The sequence below is a fragment of the Nocardia sp. NPDC059180 genome (genome assembly GCF_042754945.1).
Lineage (GTDB): Bacteria > Actinomycetota > Actinomycetes > Mycobacteriales > Mycobacteriaceae > Nocardia.
On record NZ_JBHZBU010000002.1, the window covers coordinates 60391 to 81359 of the forward strand.

Here is a 20969-nt window from a genome sequence, read left to right on the forward strand (position 1 = left end):
GCAGCCTGCCCGTCGATATCGACACCGCAGCAGAGCCGACAAACGGAAGGATTCCCAATGACCTTGTCCGACAACATCGCCCGACTCGGTGGCCGCGCCTTGCGGACAAGATGGTTCGTCCGCGCGCCGATCACCCTGTACCGGGTCGGCCTCGGCTTCCTGTTCGGCACCCGGCTGCTGATGCTCGAACATCTCGGCCGCCGCAGCGGAGTCCGTCGCTATGTCGTGCTCGAGGTCGTCGAACGGCCCACGAGCGGCGAGTTCGTGATCGTATCCGGCTTCGGCGATCGCGCACAGTGGTACCGCAACATCCAAGCGCACTCCGGCGTCCGGGTTTGGTGCGGCCTGCGTCGCGCGGCTTCGGCCACCGCCACGCCCATGACCGACGCCGAATCCGCCGCGGCACTGGACCGTTACGCCGAGAACCATCCCGGGGCCTGGAAGAACCTGCGCGCCTCCATCGAACACGCCACCGGCGCCCCCGTCGGCACTCTGCCCATGGTCCGTGTTCGCGTGAACTAGGGCCGTAGGGCTCTGTCGTTCGACGCCATCATGGCCCTTCGGACTCGCGCCGCGCGTTTCATCCCACGGGCTCTTGCTGGGTGGTGCAATGGATCCCTCCCCCACCGGCCGCGATGCCGTCGATGGGGATCTGGACGACCTGCCGGTCGGGGAACAGGCGCTGCAGCGTCGCGCGAGCGGCGGAATCCGCGGCGAAGTCGCCGAATCCGGGCGCGATCACCGCCCCGTTACAGACGTAGAAGTTGATGTACCCGGCCGCGAAGTCCTCGCTGTCGAATTGGGGCCGTACCTCTGTCGGACCCTCGATCACTTCAACCCGCAGCTCGCGCCCTCGAGCGTCGGTCTGCGACTGCAGAATATCGAGGTGAGCGCGGGTGACCTCGTAGTCGAAGGAATCCGGATCGTTGTCGAGTCCAGCTACCACTACACCTGGGCCGGCAAAGCGAGCGTAGAAGTCCGTATGGCCATCGGTGATGTCGAATCCGGCGATCCCGGGCAACCAGATGATCTTCTCGAGCCCCAGTAGGTATCGCAGCTCCGCCTCGACATCCTCCTTCTTCCAGCCGCGGTTGCGATTATTGTTCAGCACACAGCTCTCGGTAATGATGGCCGTGCCCTCGCCGTCGACCTCGATACCACCGCCCTCCAGTGTGAGTTCGGTCGGCAATGGCTCGATGCCCGCGCGGCGGGCCACGACTTCGGCCACCTTGCGGTCGTAACGGTGTCGCTGCTTCTTTCCCCAACCGTTGAAGTTGAAGTCGACGCCAGCCCTACCATGATCGCCCTTCACAAACACCGGACCGGTATCGCGAATCCACAGGTCGTCCAGCTGCGCTACGACCAGTTCGACATTCGCGCCACCGATCAAATGCCGGGCTATGTCGAGTTCGTCCGGCCGCACCAGCATGGAAACTGGTTCGAAACGCGAGATCGTCGTCGCGATCAGCGCCAGGTCGTGGCGCACCTGCGGAAGAAGGCGACGCCCCCACACGTCCTTGCTCGCCCCGAACGCCATCCAGGTCCGTTTGTGGGGTTCACCTTCGTCCGGCATCGACCACCGGCGGCCATCGTCGGCGTCGCCCAGCAGCAGTGAGCTGAGCGCCTCGGTCATTCGCGAGAGTCTGCCTTCACCCATATTGCCCTCCTGGCGCGTCTGCGCGTCCGGTGAATACGCTGGTCGAGAGCGCATAATGAGTCGGCTTCGCGCCGACCATCCAGTCCCAACCATAATTCTGACTAAACTTTCAGTCAATGCACTAGGATCACCCTCACAGCCGGACTGCCGCCATGACGTGTGGCCGCGGGGCCGGGCGATCAGCGACGAGCCCGGCGCACCGCCCGATGTCACACATTCACGGTCAGCCCACGGCCATACTCGGGTGCACCGCAGGACATCAGTTGCGGGTCAGGACGCGGGAGGATGGGATGACACGACGTAAACGACTGGTCCTTCCGATCGCGGCGGCGGCCGCTGCCGCGGCGATCGGCGTCGGAGTGTGGATACAGGTCGGCGAGCGACTCGATCTCGAAACCACCCACGTCGCGGGCGCATCCGATCGCGCCGACCGGATCGATATCGACACCGCTATCCAGCGCGTCGATGCCGCGGCCCGCGAGCTCACGCTGCGGCTTCGGGTCACTCCAAGAGGAAGGCTCACCGACGACGGCGGGCTCTCCCCCACCGCCGAGCTGATCTTGCTGACGTCGCCGGATATCCGGCAGGACTTGGTATTCGAGGCCGATGCGCGAATCACCACGATAGACGTTCCCGTCGCCCTGACCGGCGGCTCCATCACCGACTACCCATTCGACAAGTACAGCTCCAACCTCGAATTCGCGGCACAGCAGGGCGGGCAACCGGTGCCGGTCAGGGTGAGCCTGTCCAACAGCGACGCCCTGTTTCATCCCACCGTCGAGGGAGAAGGGACCGACGACGCCGCAATCTTCGAGATGAGCGTGAGCCGCTCGAACAGTGTCCTGATCTTCGCGATCTTCATGATGGCGGCCATGTGGGCGCTCGCAATCGCCGTGCTGATCGGAACCCGATTCCTGACATCTCAGCGAGCCGGCCTCGTCTGGGCAGCATTGGGCTGGATGGCCGCGACTTTGTTCGCCCTCGCCGCATTCCGCAACACAGCACCGGGGTCCCCACCCATCGGTTCCCTGCTCGACTATGTCGCGTTTCTGTGGGCCGAAGCAATCATCGCGATCTGCCTGATCACCACAGCCGTCGCGGGTGCCAGAGCAGAAGCCCACCCCGAACAGACGTCGGCCGACCCTCACATCGACAGTGACGCCACTAACCGATGACACCCGCATTTCGGCGGGATGCCACGCATCGATGGCGTGGGTAATGAGCTGATCGCCGGAGAGTCGATCCACCAGAGAAACGGAACAATTCGACGGCTGCTCACGGGCCGTATCCGTAGTCCTCGTCATACGGCGGGTAGTCGTCGTAAGGCGGGAAGTCTTCTACCGTCGTGGGAGTGGGCACATCGGGCGCCCTCGATGGGAGTGGGCCACCCGGTGTAGGACCTGGCGTGATGGTCGCCGGCGGGATCGACGGCGTCGGCGGGAAAGTAGCCGGCCGTGTCGGATAGCCCGGATCTCCGATGTCTGATTCCAGGGGCTCCGACAACAGCAATACCCCGAGCGCGACAGTGACAGCGGCAAGCGCAGCAGATAACCCCCAGAGCAGCCTCTTCGTGCGCACGGGGCGCGCATTCTTCGAGCCACCCTCCGGCCGAGCGGCCCGCGTTGCCGCAGTCGGACCGGTCGCCGCGAACGGGGTAGGCCCGGCCGTCCACTGCCGCGTCGCGCTCGGTGGTCCGCCCTTGCTGGTGGTCCAGTTCAGATCGACGGTGCGGTCGGCGAGAACCATCGTGCCCGTCTGCGATGTGCGAGCCTCCGGGGCCGTGGCCAGGGCATCTCGGGCGGCAATGGCGAGACGCCCGGCCGAGGAGTAGCGGTGATCGGGATTCTTCGCCATTCCTTGTGCGACAACGTCGTCGAATCCGGCGGGGACCCCGACAGCGGCGGCACTGGGTCGCGGTGGCCGACCGGACAGATGCGCGGCGATTTGCTGCTCGGGGCTGGTTCCTGTGAATGGCGGCGTCCCGATCAAGCATTCGTGGAGCACACACGCCAGCGCATAGACATCCGAACGCGCGTCTACCTGCCCCGTCGTGAGCCGTTCGGGGGCCAGATAGGCGAGGGTGCCCATCGTCGCGCCCGCGCTGGTCAACCCCACGTCGCCTGCGGTGCGGGCGATCCCGAAATCGATGAGATAGGCGAAATTCCGGGCACTGATCAATATGTTGGACGGCTTGACGTCGCGGTGCACGAGTCCGCCGGCGTGTGCGGCGTCGAGGGCCGCGGCGACCTGGTCGATGATCGAGACAGCCTGCGCGGGCTGCATCGGCCCATGGGCGTGCAGGTGCGACTTCAGGTCGCTGCCCTCGATCAACCGCATGTCCAAGTAGAGGCGGCCGTCGATCTCCCCGAAATCGTGGATCGGAACCACGTGGGGCTCACGTAGTCCGGCGGTGACGCGCGCTTCGCGGCGGAATCGCTCCCGAAATCCATGGTTCGCAGCCAGATGCTCGGGCAGTACCTTCAGCGCCACGATCCGGTCGGTGACGGTGTCGTAGGCCTTGTAGACCTGCCCCATCCCGCCTTCACCGATCAGGTGTTGGAGCCGATAGCGTCCAAACGACGTGTCGTCCATATGGGGCTCCCTCCTGAAGAACCCGGCAGGTGTGGAGACGTCCGAGCCCGCCGCCTGGTCGTGATCATCGACTCTTCGCCGCGGACCCAAGGCCTTCGGTGAGCACGATGACCCTTACTCAGCCGGCCCTCAGTGACTGACTGAATTTCCAGTCAGAATACAGGATGGGTCGGCTGATGCACGGGGCCGCGTGGCACCCACTCCCGACCGGAGCCTTGACCAGCCGAGACGCCGTGACCATCGGTCGGTAACACCGGTCAAGCCGCGCACCGGACGAAGACGGGATACCGCTCCCCGCGTTCGTCATGATCGAACCGCACCCGGATCGGATCGCTCCATCTGTCCGTGGGCGCGGCATCGATCCACGCGTACATCCACGGCCCGTCGTCGAGTTGCACGATCGCCATCATGCGCGGGACGAGATGGGCACACCCCGGAGGCGCGCAGTCCACGACGCTGCATGAGACGATCCATCCCGCACCGGAGGATGGCACTGCGGACAGGGATCGTCCGCAGGCAGAACACATCTCTGTGTCCGGGCCGAACAAAGTCGCGCACTGATCGCAGCGCCGGATCCGAACCAATTGGGGAGACTCCTTCTTTGTCAAATATGGTGGTAATTCCGTTGTTTCGATTCGTGCCTCGACTCGACTAGCCGGGCGAGAGGCCCAGGGCCGACCAGTCGTCCGACACCCGTTTCGCTACCGCTGCGTAGCCGGTTTCTCGGCAGGAACAGCCCGCCGTTGTGGCGTCCATCCGGGACGGGGGACGCTGTCGAGCAGCGCCCGCGTGTACGGATGCTGGGGGTCACGCAGCAGGTCGTCGGTCCGGCCGGTCTCGACGATCCGCCCACCCTGCATCACGATGCTGTGTTCGGTGACCTGCCGGACGACGGCCAGATCGTGCGTGATGAACACGTACGAGATACCGGTCGCGTCCCGGATGTCGGCCAACAGGTTGAGAATCTGAGCCTGGATCGACACATCCAGCGCCGCAACGGCTTCGTCGAGCACGAGGACCCTGGGGTCGGCAGCGAGCGCGCGGGCGATGGCGACGCGTTGCCGCTGGCCGCCCGACAGGTGGCCTGGCATGGAGGCGAGCAGACGCGTGTCGAGCGAGACCATGTCGGCGAAGAACTGCACCCGTTCGCGATAGGGGGCGCCCGATTCCGCGTTGTGCAACCGCACCGCCTCGGTGAGCGTCTGCTGCACCGTCTGGTGCGGATCGAGACTGGTATACGGATCCTGGAACACGATTTGGGCCTCGCGCGCACGTGCGCGTCTGGCGCCGGTCGCGCGCGACGGCCGTGAGCGGTCGTTGCCGCAGCAGACGATGGTGCCGGAGCTCGGCTGCTCGAGGCCGATGATCATGCGTGCGACAGTCGTCTTGCCGGATCCCGATTCGCCGACTATGCCGAGCGAAGACCCGGCTGCCAATTCGAATGAGACATCGTCGATGGCCGTGAACGTGCCGAAGGTCTTGCGCAGGTGCGTCACCGTCAGGACCGGATCTGTCATTCGGATTCCCCTTGCAGCAGTGGCCCGAGTTCGTCGGCGCGTATGCAACGCACGGAGTGGCCGGATTCGTGGGTCAGGGGCAGCGGCCCCGATTCGGTGCAGCGCGGCTGCCGGTGCGGGCATCGATCCGAGAAGGCACAGGTCTGCGCGGCCTCCCACGCGCCGACGGGGCGGCCCGGGATCGAGGCGAGCCGGGACGTTGGCCGCTCCAGGTCTGGGCGTGCGGCGGCGAGGGCTGCGGTGTAGGGGTGTCGCGGATGGTGGTGCAGCCCTGTGGACTCCTGGGCCTCCACTATCTGACCGGCGTACATGACCGCGGTGCGGTCGCAGACGGCGGCGGCGAGGTCCAGGTCGTGGGTGATGAACAGCAGGGCGACGCCGGCGTCGTGGCGCAGCTCATCGAGGATTGCCATCACCTCCGACTGGGTGGTGACATCCAGCGCGGTGGTCGGCTCGTCGGCGAGGATCAGCTTCGGTTCGCTCAGTAGAGCCGAGGCGATCATGACCCGCTGCAGCATGCCTCCGGACAGGTCGCCGGGATACTGGTGCAGCCTGCGGGCGGTGTCGGTGATGCCGACCTCCGACAGCATCTGCTGGGCGCGCCGGGTCGCCTCATGGCGATCGACATGGGCGACGGTTCGGAGCTGTTCGGTCAGGAAGTCTCCAATACGCCGGACGGGATTGATGTAGGCCCGAGGGTCCTGGAAGATGACGGACATGCCGCTGCGGGCCTGTCGCAGCTGTTCACCACGGAGCCCGAGCATTTCGCGGCCGTCGAAGTGGACCGAACCCGTCGTGGTCGCCCGGTCCGGCTGCAGCCGGGCGATCGCCCGCGCCGTCATGGACTTTCCCGCACCGGATTCACCGACGAGCGCCAGCGCCTCCCCGCGCTGGATCGTCAGCGAGACGTCGCGGAGCACGAGTCGCTTCTGGCCGGCGACATCGAGAGTGAGGCTCAGATCCCGCACGGCCACCAGCGGCGCGCCGGACGCCGATGGCGTCGAGGTCGTCGACTTCGTCGCGGTCAGTGGTGCCGATTTCGTCATGAGTGCCCCTTTGCCTGTCGGTCGTTGAGTCGCTCACCGAGGACGTTGAACGCGACGATGACGAGCACGAGCGCCGTGCCTGCGGCCATGGATTCGGCGGGGAATCCTTGCAGCACTCCGGTTTGGCCTTCGGCAGCCATCACGCCCCAGTCCGCCTGCGGTGGCTGGACACCGAGGCCGAGGAAGGAGATCGCGGCCAGATCCAGTGCAGCCCAACCGAAGAGAATGGTCGCCTGCGCGACCAGAACGGGCGCGATGTTCGGGACGATGTGGCGGGTGCAGATCGACCAGGCCGCACTGCCCTGGACCTCGAGTGCCTCGATGTAGCCCATCGATCGTTCGCGAAGCGCCGCACCTCGGATGATTCTGGCGATATAGGGGGTATATGCAACAGCGAGCGCCAGCGCAGCCGACCACTGACTCGGTCCGAACACCGCCGCGGCGAGCACCGCCATGAGCAGGCCGGGGAAAGCGAAAACCAAGTCCGAGCCGGAGGAGATGACGCTGTCGACCCATCCCTTTCGCCAAGCCGCGAGCACGGCGAGCACTGTCCCGGCGGTCATCGCCAGCGCAGTGACTACGAGCGCTCCGAGCATGGATGAGCGCGCGCCGACCAGCAGTCGCGACAGCAGGTCGCGGCCCTGGGAGTCGTAGCCCAGTGGATGGCCGGGGCTCGCGCCGACGAATGCGTGGGCGAGATCGCTCTGGTTCGGCGGGTACGGCGCGAGTAGCGGACCGAACACCGCGATCAGTGCCGCCAGCGCGATGATCGCCGCACTGGCGGCACCGAGCCACCCCACTCCCCGCAATCCCCTCATATTCCGATTGCGGGTGGGTGTGTCCATGGCGCCGGTGACGGGGGCGTGCCCGGCTGCGGTCGCCATCACGCCGCCGCCGTGCCGAGGCTCACGCGCGGGTCGAGCAGCGCGTAGAGGAAGTCGACGATGCTGTTGATGACTACGAACGCCACCACCATGAGAAGCGCGATTGCCTGGACCACTGCGAAATCCTTGTTCTGTGCGGATTTGACCAACGTGGCACCCAATCCGTTGAGGTTGAATGCCTGTTCCACGATCGACACCAGCACGATGAGCGAGGCGATCGTGAGACCGGTGACGGTCGTGATGGGGATGGCGGCGTTACGCAGAATGTGACGGCGCAACACGACCCTGGCCGGCAACCCACGACTGATCGCGGTCTGGACGTGCTCGCGCTTGGACTCCTCCCGCACAGACGCACGGGTGATCCGAGCGACGAGCGCAAGCGACGAACACGCCAGCGCGATGGCAGGGAGGGTGAGATGCACGAGCTGGCCGGCGAATCCCTCCCCTTCTCCCAGCGCCGGGAACCAGCCGAGCCCCACCGCGAAGACGCTGATCAGCACGAGCGCGGTGACGAACGACGGCATCGCGGCGAGGACCGTGGTCACCAGCAGGGCCGTGGTGTCGACGACACCGGGCTTGAGTGCGCTGAGGATGCCGATCCCGATTCCGATCACGGCGATGATGACCGACGTATAGGCAACCAGTGCGATCGTCGTCGGCGCCCGCTGCGCGATCAGGGTCGACACGTCTTCCCTGCTCGCGAGGGAATACCCGAAATCTCCATGGAATGCGGAGCTCAGCCAGTGCCAGTAACGCACGGGCAGCGGGTCGTCGAGGTGATAGCGCTCGGTCAGCAGCGCCCGCACCTCCGGTGTGACCTGCCGTCCGCCGGTCAGTACCGCAATCGGGTCGCCCGGCGCCAAATACATCGCGACGTAGATGGCGACGCTGGCGACGAACAGGGTGGCCAGCAGGAGGGCGCCGCGCCGAAGGATGAATCTACCCATGTCAGTTCACCCGTCCGAGCTTGGCCAGCCACGGCGCCTGCATGTACGAGAAGGACGATGGAGCGCCGGTCAGTGTGTTGTCGAGAACGAGGAACGAGGCGGGGTGCGAGATGGGAATCCAGGGTAGGTCCTGCATCACCAGCTTGTCGGCTTCGATCGTCGCCTGAGCCCGGCGTACCGGATCCGGCTCCGTGCGGGCTCGGTTCAGCGCGGCCGACAACGCCGGATTGCTGTATCCGGAGAAGTTCTGGGACGCGTTCGGTTCGGTGTAGAGGGCGATCATCGCCGCGGGATCGGCGTAGTCGCCGTAGGTCGTGGTGCTGAACGCATCGACATCGGCGCGGGCCGCAGGATCGGTGAAGAAGTTGATGTAATTCTGCGGAGACACGTTGTGCAAGCTTGCGTCGAGGCCGATCGCGTTGGCCGCCTTCAGCCAGGCGTTCGCCGCGGTGTTCACCGTGGTGATGCCGGTGGAGGTGCCGATGACCAGTGGTTTACCTGCCGCGCCTGCCTCGGCGACGAGTTGCTTGGCCCGGTCGAGGTCCTGTGCCGGTTCCGGAGCGGCGTTCCATGCCGCGGCAAAGGTGTCTCTGGCGTACCCCCACGTTCCCGGATTGGCGGACATGCGCGGTGCGGCCGCGCTGCCCCGGTAGACTGCGCCGTCGAAGCTGGTGCGGTCGAACGCGAGCGACAATGCTTGGCGCACACGGGGATCACCGAGAACGCCGGCGAGGTTGGCTGGGATGAAGAACTCGGTCTCGAACGACGGCCCGACGTGCACGGTGACATCGCTCATGCGTTGCAGCTGCGCCAAAGTCGACGTGTCGTTGATCCAGGTGCCGTTGATCTCACCGGTCGACAGACCCCTGGTCAGCGTGGCGGCGTCGGACACTCCGCGGAATTCGATCTCACCGGTCATCGGCGTCAGCGACGCGTCCCAGTAGTCGGGGTTCGCCGCGACCCGCAGAGTTTTGCCCGCAGTCCATTCCGCGAGCTCGTACGGTCCGGTGCACATGGCACCACCATCGGGCGTTCCGTAGCTGTTTCCGCGGTCGCGGGCATACTTTTCCTGGATGACGACACCTGGCATCGCCGAGAGTTCACCCGGGAGCCAGTAGTCGGGGCTGCTCAGATTGAGAGTGAGGGTTCCGGGCCCGTCGATGGTGATCGAGCTGATTCGTTTGAGGACGTCGCCGTAGAGTCCCCCGGTTTGCGGATCCATGGTGCGCCGCAGGCTGAATGCGACATCGGCAGCAGTGAGGGGCTGTCCGTCCCAGAAGCGCACTCCGGGACGCAATGTCAGTACCAGCGTCGTCGGCGAGGTATAGCGGTAGTCACTGGCCAAGCCCGGTGTGATGGTGCCGTCCGGCTGCTGCCGGAGCAGCGACTCACACATTGTCGAGATGACCGTGTTCTCGGGGTAGTCGATCGCGGTCGCCGGATCCACCGACGTGGGATCGCGATACAACGCCCAGGTCACGCTGTCGGCGGGCCCGGTGGCTGTGTTCGTCATCGTGGGAAGACTCAGGAACTCCGAGTCGGCGATGGGAGCGGGCAGGGTGTCCGGCCGTCCCCCACATCCCGCCAGGACGATTGTCGTGCATACGGCGGCCGCCGCGATCTGTACTTTGTTGATGCGCATCCTCGACTCCTCGAAAGTGCTGGGCGTGTCTCGGTGCCGCGGGCGGCCGCCGGTCACGGGCGGGGCGACGGCCTCAGGCCGAGGCTGCAGGCGACTTATCGGTCAGATCGCCGTAGCTGGCGGGTTGGCGGGTGTCGAAGAGGCCGAACGTGAGCCAGTCCCGCCGCTGGTCCAGATCGAGATCTGCGACGAGGACACTGTCCCGGTCGCGCGGAGCCTGCACGATCGTGCGACCGTAAGGATCGGAGATGAACGAGGAACCATAGAAGGTGATCCCGTCCTCGTGGCCGATCCGGTTGACGGCAACCATGAAGGTGGCGTTGGCGAGGCCGTTGCCCGCGATCATCTGATGCCACATCGGCTGGGTGTCGAATTCCGTCAGATCCGGGTCGCTGCCGATCGCCGTCGGGTAGACAAGGATTTCGGCGCCGCGCATCGAGTAGACACGCGCCAGTTCGGGAAACCACTGATCCCAGCACGTCGGGAACCCGAACGCGGTACCCGCGGCCTCGATCACCGGGAAACCACTGTCATCGGAGTCGAAGTAGTGGTCCTCGTGGTATCCGGGAAACGCGGGAATGTGCAGCTTGCGGGTCCGCGCGAGCACTTCGCCGTCGGGTGCGACCAAGATCGCAGTGTTGAACCCCTTTCCGCTGTCGCTGTGTTCATACAGCGAGGCGTGCACGCAGATCCCGTGCCGGGCAGCGAGTTCCCGCGCGAACGCGGTCGTCGGCCCGTCGGGGATCGACTCGCTGTGGTTCGCGGCGTCGGCGTTGTCGGGCACCGTCGCGAAGTACGGGCTCAGGGTCAGCTCCTGCAAGCACACCACCTGCGCCCCGTGCTCGGCTGCACGTGCCACACCCGCTGCCAGAGTGGCGCGGTGCTCGGCTGGGTCAGAGTGCCAGGAGGTCTGCACCGCGCCGACGCGAACCGGCGCCCGGTGGGAGGGCCGTTCGCGGGCCGGTGAGGGCAGCACGGAGTCGACTGCGGTGATCACCAGAAACTCGCCGTCGTCGACGAACTTCTGACCGATCACGCCGGTGGGAGCGGCAGCATCATGGGTATTCACAGACTTTCCTCCGAGGTGAGGTCGGCCGCCGGGATCTGCTGGGTGATGCAGTGCGGGCCGCCGCCGCCGTAGGCGACGATGTTGCCGGGAACTCCGACCACTTCCCGGTCGGGAAAGGCGAGCCGCAGCGTTGCCAGCGCCTGGTCGTCGAGTTCGTGCCCGGCGATGGGCACGATCACGCCGCCGTTGGCGACGTAGAAGTTGGGGTAGGCCACCATCGTCTGCGTACCGTCGGGGAGGGTCTGGTAGGGGAACTGGGGCAACTCGAGGATCTCGAAGGGCCGCCCCGCCGCGTCGGTCGATTCGCGCAGGACCTTCAGGTTCGCGGCCATCCGCTCGAAGTCGGGCAGCTCGGGATTCTCGCAGGTCTGCGCAATCACGACGCCGGGTCGCACGTAGGTGCAGATGCCGTCGACGTGGCCGTCGGTATGGGCGTCGTCGTAGCCGCCGTACGGGAGCCAGATCACCTTCGAGACACCGAGTCGCGCCTCGAGCTCGTTCTCGATGTCCTGCCTCGACATCGACGGGTTGCGGTTCGGGTTCAGCAGACACTGCTCGGTCGTGATGAGGGTGCCTTCACCATCAACTGTGATCGCGCCGCCCTCGAGGATCATTTCCGAGGGGATACGCGCGATGCCAAGGGTTTCCAGAGCCCGCTCGGCAATGGTTGCGTCCTTGTCGAACGGCAGGAAACGCTCACCCCACGAGTTGAAACCGAAGTCGACGGCCGCACGCCGCCCCATCTGGTCGAGCACGACCAGCGGGCCCGAATCCCGGATCCAGGAATCGTCGATCGCCAGCTCCACAACCTCGACCGCGCCCGTGCATGCGGCGCGAACCTCATCGGCCTGGCCGGGGTTGGCGATCATGAGAACAGGCTCGAACGCGCTGATCGCGTTCGCGGTCGCGGCGTACTCGGCCTTCGCCTCCTCGAAGTACGGGCCCCACAGACTTTCGCGGGTTGGCCATGCCATCAGGCACCGCTCATGGCGGGCCCATTCGGCCGGCATACGCCAGGTGGAGGCCGTGGCGCGGTCGGCAACCGGGTGCTGGTGTGACGAATCTGTCATGAGGCGATCCTCACACTGACTGAAAAATTAGTCAATACCTGAAATGGCGCAATCCGCCGGTCGGCTCTCGCAAATCTCGCTTCTACCAGGCGTGGCGCCTTGACTGAATCTTTGGTCAGATTAGGATGTGTGGACGGCAAGGAGATGCGCGAACCCCTCGCGCACACGTGTCGGCTTGCGCGGGAACTAAGGAGATCAACGATGCTCAGACGGCAATTCCTGCAGTCGAGCTTGGCAGCGGCCGGCGGGTTGTTGGTTGTGGCGTGCTCGGACAGCGGGTCCCCTACCACGGACGGGGACGGCACCGGGGACGTCGCCGACGACCGCGCGTGGCAGATGCCAGAAGAGGGTGACCAGCACAAGCGAACCTGGATGGCCTTCGCCGCGAGCGAAGAGATCTGGGGCGCCGCGTTGGTCCCCGAGGTTCAGCGCAACCTGGCAACGATCGCGCAGACAATCGCCCAGTTCGAGCCGGTCACGATGCTGGTGAACGCCGAGGACCTCGACCTCGCCCGGGACCTCGTCGGCCCGACGGTCGAACTCGTCGTCGCTCCGCTCGACGACCTCTGGATGCGAGACACCGGGCCGGTGTTCGTGCACGGGAACGGCACCAAGGCCGCGGTCGACTTCAACTTCAACGGCTGGGGCGAGAAGCAGGACTTCGACAACGACGCGGGAGTGGCCGCCTTCGTCGCCAGCCGCGCCGAGGTCGAATTGCTGCCTACCGATCTCGTTCTCGAGGGCGGCGGCATCGAGGTCGACGGCGAAGGAACCGCCCTCATCACCGAGAGCTGCGTCCTCAACGACAATCGCAACCCCGGATGGTCGAAGGCCGACGTCGAGGCCGAACTCATGCCGCTGCTGGGGCTCGACAAGATCATCTGGCTGCCCGGCATCAAGGGCAAGGACATCACCGACGGCCACACCGATTTCTACGCCCGGTTCGCACGCCCGGGAGTCGTCGTCGCCGGATACGATCCCGACCCGGAATCGTTCGACCACGACGTCACCACCCGCCACCTCGAGATCCTCGAGACGGCGACCGACGCCCAGGGGCGCGCGCTCGAGGTCGTGGTACTCGACGCGCCGGGCACGGTCCGGCCGGAGTTCGCATCCGACGACTTCGCGGGCGGCTACATCAACTTCTACGTGTGCAACGGTGCGGTGATCGCCCCCGAGTTCGGTGACCCCGAGACCGACCAGGCCGCAAAAGACGAGCTGGAACGCCTCTTCCCTGATCGCCGAGTCGTGCAGATCAATATCGACGGTATTGCCGCCGGCGGTGGCGGAATCCACTGCACCACCCAGCAAGAGCCCGCCGACTAGGCCCATCGCTGTGGCCCTGGTTCTCTCCCCCGGCCTCCCTGCTCGACGTTCACCCGTCGGGCAGGGCCCGCAGGCCGGGTTTCCGTAGAGTGAGGTGTCGTGTCGGACCGTCAAACCCAGATTCTGGAAGCCGCCGTACGAGTCATCGCCCGATCCGGCGTACGTGGGCTGCGCGTCGAGAACCTCGCCAAGGAGGCGGGCATCTCGACCGCACTGATCTACTACCACTTTCAAGACCGCGCGGGCGTGCTTCGGCGCGCCCTCGAGCACATCAACGACCGCGCCGAGCGATACACCGAGGACGCCCGCCTCTCGGGGGACGCCCGCGAGCAGCTCGAACAGGCTCTCCTGCTGGAGATCCAGAGCACACCAGCAGTTCGTGAGAACAGCATCGCCTGGGGCGAGCTGCGAGCGACGGCAGTGTTCTCCGAGGATCTTCGCGAGCAACTGCGTAACGCCACGCAAGCGTGGGCCGACGAAGTCGAAGCCCTTATCCGGCAGGCACAGACCGACGGTCTCGTGCACGCGGAGGCCGAACCCGCCGACGCCGCCGGTCGACTCACCGCCCTCGTCGAAGGGCTGAGCGAACGCTGGCTCAGCGGGTCGATCACCCTGAATCGGGCGCGGAATCTCCTGTCGGGCGCAATCAACGCCGAGCTCGGCCGCCGCCCTGCGATGAACTGAACGCTCGAACCTTTCGTCCGCCCATTCCAATTGGGCGTGCCCAGCAGCCGCCGATACACCGTTTTGGCTGATGTGCCCCACGTCTCACACGGACAGACTCGTTCTCGTCACCCGGTTACAAAGACGTAGGGAGTATCGATGAGGCACATCGCCGCGGCCGCTGGTTCGGAGGGCTCCGTCCTGGATATCCAATGTGCCGGCTCAGGCCCGTCCCGGACGAACGTGCACCCGACACTGCGGTTCGACGCCGGCACCGGTGATGACGCCATTTCCGCCACCCTCACCTGGCCGCACGGTGCCCCACTGCTTGCAGACCTCGTCGAGACGTTCGCACACCTGGGTCTGTGTGTCGCCACACATGAACTGGCGCACCGAAGCGACACCCTCCATGATCCCGATACCAGTGAGCATCGATTCGTCTTCTGCCCCACTGATTTTCCGTGGGATCGCACCACCGCCGACTTGGTCTCGGAGGCATTCACCGCTGTCGCCACCCAAGCGGTCGAAGCCGACCGTTTCCTGCTGCTCGTGGCATCTGCCCGAGTGCACTGGACCGATGTGGTGCTCATGCGCGTCGCCGCACGCTACTTGCGCCAGGTCGGCCTCGAGCTTTCCGAAGCCACGATGGCCGACATACTCCTCACCCAGCCAGGGTTCGTACGCGGGCTCGTCGCACTGTTCCGGGCCCGCTTCACCCCTGACCTGCCGGCTCGCGACGAATGCATCGAGACAGCGGTGGCAGATATCGACCGCAACGTCGCTGCCACGTCGTCCCTCGACGAGGACCGGCTGTTGCGGTCGTTGTGGTCATTCGTCGCGGCAATCCTTCGCACGAACTGGTTTCAGCGAGGTACTCATCTACGCGGTCCGCTCTCGTTCAAGATCGACCCAGCTCTGGTGAGCCCGCAGCCCGCAGTCGTGCCCTATCGCGAGATCTTCGTACACGGACCGAGCGTCGAGGGCACTCACCTGCGGGGCGGACCGATCTCCCGTGGCGGGCTGCGCTGGTCCGACCGCCGAGATGACTTCCGGACCGAGGTGCTGGGTCTGATGAAGACCCAGATCGTGAAGAATTCGCTGATCGTGCCGATGGGCGCCAAGGGCGCCTTCGTCGTCCGCGGCACAGCGGATCCGACCCCGGACCAAGTCCGCCATGCCTACTCGGACTTCATCGGCGCTTTGCTCGACGTGACGGACAACATCGTCGAGGGTGAAATCGTGCACCCGGTGGACGCCGTGATCTACGACGGGGCCGATCCCTACCTCGTGGTCGCAGCCGATAAGGGCACCGCCCGGTACTCCGACCTCGCCAACGCCATCGCGAACGACCGGGGGTTCTGGCTCGCAGACGCGTTCGCCTCCGGCGGATCGGCCGGGTACGACCACAAGGCGATGGGGATCACCGCGCGCGGCGCATGGGGTTCGGTGCGCAGGCACCTGGCCGAGACAGGCATCGCGGTGGACACCGACCCCTTCACCGTCGTCGGCGTCGGCGACATGTCCGGCGATGTGTTCGGCAACGGGATGCTGCTGTCGCGGCAGATCCGCCTCATCGGCGCCTTCGACCACCGCCACATCTTCCTCGACCCGGACCCGGACCCGCGCCTGTCCTACCGCGAACGCGAACGCCTTGCCACCCTCCCCCACAGCAGCTGGGACGATTACGACCGCTCGGTGATCTCGCCCGGCGGCGGCGTATGGCCCCGGACCGCCAAGTCGGTACCGCTATCCCCGCAGGTCCAGCGGCGGCTCGGTCTCGACGCCACCGAACTGCCGCCACACGAGGTCATCAAGGCCATCCTCCGCGCAGACGCCGACCTGCTGTGGAATGGCGGAATCGGCACCTACGTCAAGGCCTCCACCGACTCCCATTCCGCCGCGGCAGATCCGGTCAACGACAACGTCCGCGTCGACGCCGACACATTGCGCTGCACTGCAATCGGCGAGGGCGGCAACCTCGGACTCACCCAGCGAGCCCGAGTCGAGTTCGCCCTCGCGGGCGGCCGGGTCAACGCCGACTTCATCGACAACGCGGCCGGCGTGGCCACCTCCGACCGCGAAGTCAATCTCAAGATCGCCCTCGATGCCGCTATCGCTGCCGGTGGCCTGCCCGGCGGCGATCGAGATCGGCTGCTCGCCGCTGCCGAGGGCGAGGTGGCGTCGGCGGTTCTCGCCGACTGTGACCGGCAGACCCTCGCCATCAGCCTCGCCGAGGTCCACGCACCGTTCCTGCTCAGTCGCCACGAACGGCTGATCGAGAACCTCGAGGAGGCGACCGGGATGAACCGTGCCGCCGAGGTGTTGCCGTCGCCGGGCGAACTCGCCGCCCGGCAACGCGCAGGCGTCGGACTCGTACGACCCGAGATCGCGGTCCTGCTGGCGATGTCGAAGAACCTGGTTCGCGACGAACTGCTCGCCTCGTCGGCCATCGACGCCCCCTTGTTCGCCGACGTCCTGGTGGAGTACTTCCCGGCGCGGATCCGGGAGCGCCTCGGCGCCGAGCTGCACGGGCACCGGGTGGCGCGCGAGATCGTCGCGGTCGTGCTGGCCAACGAGATCATCGACCGGGTCGGGCCCGGGTTCATCCACCGGCTCGAGGAGCGGCTCGGCGTGGGCACGCCGGAGATCGTCGTCGCGTACTCGGTGGTGCGCGCGGCCTTCGACATCGACCGGATATGGGACGAGGCGCTGTTGCTGCCGGATATCACTCAGCGAACGAGACTCGGCCTGCTCTTCGGCGTGCACGACCTGATCGAACGCGCCACCTGCTGGCTGCTCCGGCACCGCGATCCGGCTGCCGATCCCGGCGCCGAGATCGCCCGCCTCGCGCCCATGGTGACTGCGCTCGCCGACTCGTTGCCCCGACTGACCGGCCGGCTCGATCACGACCTCCAGACACTACGGCTGCTCGCTCAGTCGCCCGCGCTCGGCGAGACGGCGCACGCGGTGGGCAGGACGGTTGACCAGGTCGGGCAGGCGTACCGGGAGGTAGGGCGCGAGTTCGGCCTCGACTGGCTGGCTTCGGCCGCCCTCGCCGGGCCCACTGCAGGATATTGGGAGACCATGGCAGGCGCTGTGATCGATGACGACCTGCACGAATCGTGGCACTCGCTGGTAGCAGCGGTACTGCGCGCTGCCGACCCGGACGCATCCGCAGGTGAGGCCGTCGAGGCGTGGCGGGCCGTGCACCCGACCGGCTCCGAACGCCTCGCCGCGATCATCGGCGACCTGCGCCGGACCGGGCACGTCGACAGTGCGCGCGGCTGCGTCGCCAACGCCGAGCTGGCGCTTGCCGTGCGCGCATGAGGGTCAGCGCTGCCGGGAGATGATGGCCAGCAGCAGCTCGGCGCGTACCCGTGCCACGTCCATATCGCAGCCGAGGATGGTCTCGATTCGCGCTATCCGGCTGCGCAGCGTGTGGCGGTGCACGCCGAGCGTGGCGGCCGCGGATTCCCAGTGCCCGTTGGCCTCGAGGTACGCGCGAAGGGAGGCGAGCAGCTCGGTGCCGTGCCGGGTGTCGTGGTCGAGTAGGGGCGTGACCATAGTGTCCGCGACCGCGTCGAGCACACGCCGCGATTCGGGGAAGGTCAGTAGCGCGCTTCCCGCGAGGGCTGCGAATTCCACCGGGCGGCCACCGAATTCGGCTGCCGATGCGGTCAGTCGGGATTGCTCGACAGCCGCTGAGACCTCGCCAACGGCGTGCGGCGTGCTCAGACCCACGCGCAGCACTTTCAACTCGGCGGGGCCCATACCGCCGAGCACCCGACGCACGAAACCGGCGTCGTCGCCACCCCGGAGCAGGACGGTCAGCCGAGTACCGTCCCGGCGGGCGAACATCTGACGGGCAGCGCGGTTCATCTGCTCGTCGACAACCGATTCGGCCCGGGTGACGGCGTCGTCGGACTCGCACAGCAGGGTCATCGCACGCAACAGGCCCTGGTCGTCGGCGGCGTGGGTGACCTGGGCGCGGGCCGGCCCCAGATCGACGTCAGCGGACAACAACAGCCCCAGAGCCTCGCTGTTGAGCTTGTTCTGTGTGGACCGCAGCCGTCGGGGCTTCTCGAAATCCAACGCGAGCAACGAGTTCGCGTGGCCGAGCAGTACTTGGTCGACGTGGCTGAGGGCGGTCGAGGTCACCGCCGCGACGTAGCCGTGCACGACGGTGCCTGCGCTGATCGTCTGCACGGTGACCGTTGCTCCGCCCGCTCCTTGGGCGACGATGCTGACCGCGGACGCTGTTCCGCTCGCCACCAGTGCCGCGACCTCCGCCAGAATCCCGGCGTCGACTTCAGCCGGATAGGCGTCGATCACCCGTGCGGCCGGATCGAGGAGCAACACCGTTGCCGACGACGCGACCGCCAGCTCCCGGATCGTTGCCGCGGGCCCGCCCTGGATCGCGGCCCGCGTCATCCGAGGCTGCGCCCGCGACGCACGCAGCACGCCCTCGTACTCCTGCTCGGCGAGCCTGCCCATGACCCGCTTGACCACCGCCGCGAACGGTGTCGGCAGTGGTACCTCGAGCAACGGAAGGCCGAGCTCCTCCGCCGCAGCGATCAGCTCATCGGGTACGGCAGGATACGACAGCCCGGTGCCGAAACCGATTGCGGCCACACCTGATTCGTACAGAGCGCCGACATACCGGCGGCGATCGGCCGGAGCAAGGGGCAGTCCGATGCCCGTGGTCAGAACCAATTCGCCACCGGAAAGCCACGGCGACGGATCACTCAGCTCGGTAGTCAGTGCGGAGGTGACCTCGCGACTCAGGCCGGCGCCACCACCTCGGAGCTCGAGGTCCAGATCCGGCTGGGTCAGCAGCCAGCGAATGGGAAGACTCATCAGACACCCCAGCACCTGTCGTGTTCCGGCCGAGCAACCACTGGATCCTGCCGCACCCACCGCACTAGGCGCACCACGCCGATCCGTCGAATATATGACCCTCGTATCCGCCATTTTGGCAGATGACTAGGCGTGTGTGCCGGAGCACATTGGTCAGTGTTGGAATGCGAGGCCGGATCGGCCGGACGCAACCGAGCGAGAGGACCGAACACCATGACGACGCCCGAGCCTCTGAAGAACTACATCGACGGCGCTTTCGTCGATTCCACTTCCGACGAGGTGATCGACCTGGTAAACCCCGTGGACGAAACGGTCGTCGGAAGGGCCCCGGTGTCCACCGAGGCGGATGTCGAGGCGGCGGTGTCCGCAGCTCGGCGCGCGTTCCGCACGTGGGGGAAGTCCACCCCCGGGCAGCGGCAGTCCGCGCTGCTGGCACTGGCGGACGCGATCGAGGCACACAGCGATGAACTCGTCGAGGCGCAGTGCCGCAACACCGGGCAGCCGAAAGCGGTCATTGCCGCCGAGGAAGTGAAGGTCGGGGCCGACCAGCTCCGGTTCTTCGCCGGTGCCGCCCGGCTACTCGAGGGCAAGTCGGCGGGCGAGTACATGGAAGGGTTCACCTCCTACGTTCGCCGGGAACCGATCGGTGTCGTCGGCCAAGTCACCCCGTGGAACTACCCGTTCATGATGGCGATCTGGAAGATCGGCCCGGCGCTGGCGGCAGGCAACACCATCGTGCTCAAGCCGAGCGACACGACTCCAGAAAGCACGCTGGTGCTGGCCCGGCTCTCGAAGGGGATCTTGCCGGACGGGGTGCTGAATGTGGTCCTCGGCAGCGCGCACACCGGCGCGGCCCTTGTCGGGCACCCGGCGCTGGGCCTGGTGTCGATCACGGGATCGGTCCGGGCCGGAATCGAGGTCGCGGTATCGGCGGCAAAGCAGCTCAAGCGCGCTCATTTGGAGCTGGGCGGCAAAGCACCGGCTGTCGTCTTCGACGACACGGACATCGACAAGACCGCGAGCGGCATCGCTGAAGCCGCCTTCTTCAACGGCGGCCAGGACTGCACTGCCGCCACCCGTGTACTTGTGCACGAGTCGATCCACGATGCCCTGGTCGACGCCCTCGTCGCCAAGGCCGAGACCATCAAGACCGGCCTTCCGGACGACCCGGAGACCTTCTACGGCCCGCTCAACAACGCCGCCCACTTCGCCCGCGTCACCGAGAAGATCGCAGCTCTACCCGCCGCGGCGAAGATCCGCACCGGCGGCGCACGAGTCGGCGACACCGGATACTTCTTCGCACCCACGGTGATCACGGGGGTCGACCAGCAGGATGCGATCGTCCAAGAGGAGACATTCGGCCCGGTCCTGACCGTGCAGTCCTTCCGCGACGAGGAGCAGGCCGTCGAACTCGCCAACGGGGTCGACTTCGGGCTCGCCGCGAGCGTGTGGACGAAGGACCACGGGCGGGTGCAGCGGATCACCGCGGCCCTCGACGCCGGCGCGGTCTGGGTCAACTGCCATATCCCGCTGGTCGCGGAGATGCCGCACGGCGGATTCAAGCAGTCCGGCTACGGCAAGGACCTGTCCGCCTACGGCGTCGAGGACTACACCCGCATCAAGCACGTGATGAGCGCCCACGACTGACCGGCTCTCCCCACGTCTCCGACCGCACTCCCCCATTCGAAGGACTCACAGG

At 66.5% G+C, this 20969-nt stretch carries 17 protein-coding genes; 6 read left to right on the forward strand and 11 right to left on the reverse strand.

Annotated elements, in window-relative coordinates; genetic code table 11:
- The first annotated feature begins 57 nt into the window (after positions 1-57).
- Entirely contained in the window at positions 58-522 is a 465-nt protein-coding gene (locus ACFXNW_RS06365; RefSeq protein ID WP_379416399.1) for a nitroreductase family deazaflavin-dependent oxidoreductase, read from the forward strand.
- Positions 523-580: 58 nt separating this feature from the next.
- On the opposite strand, the gene ACFXNW_RS06370 is transcribed toward ACFXNW_RS06365, so the two are convergent.
- Positions 581-1633, reverse strand: a complete 1053-nt coding sequence (locus ACFXNW_RS06370; RefSeq protein ID WP_379417325.1) for an agmatine/peptidylarginine deiminase — start codon at positions 1631-1633, stop codon at positions 581-583.
- Between the two features lie 314 nt (positions 1634-1947).
- On the opposite strand from ACFXNW_RS06370, the gene ACFXNW_RS06375 reads away from it, so the two are divergent.
- Positions 1948-2832 (forward strand): DUF4436 family protein, encoded by an 885-nt coding sequence (locus tag ACFXNW_RS06375; RefSeq protein ID WP_379416400.1) that lies wholly within the window; start codon positions 1948-1950, stop codon positions 2830-2832.
- A 100-nt stretch (positions 2833-2932) separates the two neighbouring features.
- On the opposite strand, the gene ACFXNW_RS06380 is transcribed toward ACFXNW_RS06375, so the two are convergent.
- The 9 genes from ACFXNW_RS06380 to ACFXNW_RS06420 all read right to left on the reverse strand — a co-directional run bounded on the left by ACFXNW_RS06380 (position 2933) and on the right by ACFXNW_RS06420 (position 12424).
- Complete coding sequence (locus ACFXNW_RS06380; protein WP_379416402.1) at positions 2933-4249, reverse strand: serine/threonine-protein kinase; 1317 nt, start codon at positions 4247-4249, stop codon at positions 2933-2935.
- Between the two features lie 257 nt (positions 4250-4506).
- Positions 4507-4776, reverse strand: coding sequence for a Zn-ribbon domain-containing OB-fold protein (locus ACFXNW_RS06385; protein WP_379416404.1), 270 nt, complete (start codon positions 4774-4776; stop codon positions 4507-4509).
- A 174-nt stretch (positions 4777-4950) separates the two neighbouring features.
- Positions 4951-5766 carry an ABC transporter ATP-binding protein gene (locus ACFXNW_RS06390; protein ID WP_379416405.1) on the reverse strand — a complete coding sequence of 272 codons (816 nt, stop codon included), beginning with the start codon at positions 5764-5766 and terminating at the stop codon, positions 4951-4953.
- Positions 5763-6812 (reverse strand): ABC transporter ATP-binding protein, encoded by a 1050-nt coding sequence (locus tag ACFXNW_RS06395; protein ID WP_379416407.1) that lies wholly within the window; start codon positions 6810-6812, stop codon positions 5763-5765. The genes ACFXNW_RS06390 and ACFXNW_RS06395 overlap by 4 nt, the downstream gene beginning before the upstream one ends.
- On the reverse strand, positions 6809-7696 hold the full coding sequence (locus ACFXNW_RS06400) for an ABC transporter permease (RefSeq protein WP_379417326.1): 888 nt from the start codon (positions 7694-7696) through the stop codon (positions 6809-6811). Before ACFXNW_RS06400 ends, ACFXNW_RS06395 begins: the two co-directional genes overlap by 4 nt.
- Complete coding sequence (locus ACFXNW_RS06405; protein ID WP_379416409.1) at positions 7696-8643, reverse strand: ABC transporter permease; 948 nt, start codon at positions 8641-8643, stop codon at positions 7696-7698. Before ACFXNW_RS06405 ends, ACFXNW_RS06400 begins: the two co-directional genes overlap by 1 nt.
- Before the next feature lies 1 nt (position 8644).
- A complete protein-coding gene (locus ACFXNW_RS06410) occupies positions 8645-10285 on the reverse strand; it encodes an ABC transporter substrate-binding protein (RefSeq protein ID WP_379416411.1) in 1641 nt (546 codons plus the stop codon).
- A 73-nt stretch (positions 10286-10358) separates the two neighbouring features.
- Positions 10359-11318: a nitrilase-related carbon-nitrogen hydrolase gene (locus tag ACFXNW_RS06415; protein WP_379417327.1), complete on the reverse strand. Its 960-nt coding sequence runs from the start codon at positions 11316-11318 to the stop codon at positions 10359-10361.
- Positions 11319-11350: 32 nt separating this feature from the next.
- Positions 11351-12424: an agmatine/peptidylarginine deiminase gene (locus tag ACFXNW_RS06420; protein WP_379416412.1), complete on the reverse strand. Its 1074-nt coding sequence runs from the start codon at positions 12422-12424 to the stop codon at positions 11351-11353.
- 201 nt (positions 12425-12625) lie between these two features.
- Here ACFXNW_RS06420 and ACFXNW_RS06425 point away from each other — a divergent pair, with 201 nt between their 5' ends.
- From ACFXNW_RS06425 to ACFXNW_RS06435, 3 genes are all read left to right on the forward strand, one after another.
- Positions 12626-13750, forward strand: coding sequence for an agmatine/peptidylarginine deiminase (locus ACFXNW_RS06425; protein ID WP_379416414.1), 1125 nt, complete (start codon positions 12626-12628; stop codon positions 13748-13750).
- Between the two features lie 99 nt (positions 13751-13849).
- The gene (locus tag ACFXNW_RS06430; protein ID WP_379416416.1) at positions 13850-14434 is read left to right on the forward strand and encodes a TetR/AcrR family transcriptional regulator; all 585 of its coding nucleotides are present in this window, start codon (positions 13850-13852) and stop codon (positions 14432-14434) included.
- A 138-nt stretch (positions 14435-14572) separates the two neighbouring features.
- On the forward strand, positions 14573-17740 hold the full coding sequence (locus ACFXNW_RS06435) for an NAD-glutamate dehydrogenase domain-containing protein (RefSeq protein WP_379416418.1): 3168 nt from the start codon (positions 14573-14575) through the stop codon (positions 17738-17740).
- Positions 17741-17743: 3 nt separating this feature from the next.
- Here the strand turns inward: ACFXNW_RS06435 and ACFXNW_RS06440 are convergent, their stop codons facing one another.
- A complete protein-coding gene (locus ACFXNW_RS06440; RefSeq protein WP_379416420.1) occupies positions 17744-19270 on the reverse strand; it encodes a PucR family transcriptional regulator in 1527 nt (508 codons plus the stop codon).
- Positions 19271-19483: 213 nt separating this feature from the next.
- Here ACFXNW_RS06440 and ACFXNW_RS06445 point away from each other — a divergent pair, with 213 nt between their 5' ends.
- Positions 19484-20917: a gamma-aminobutyraldehyde dehydrogenase gene (locus tag ACFXNW_RS06445; protein ID WP_379416421.1), complete on the forward strand. Its 1434-nt coding sequence runs from the start codon at positions 19484-19486 to the stop codon at positions 20915-20917.
- Positions 20918-20969: the final 52 nt, after the last annotated feature.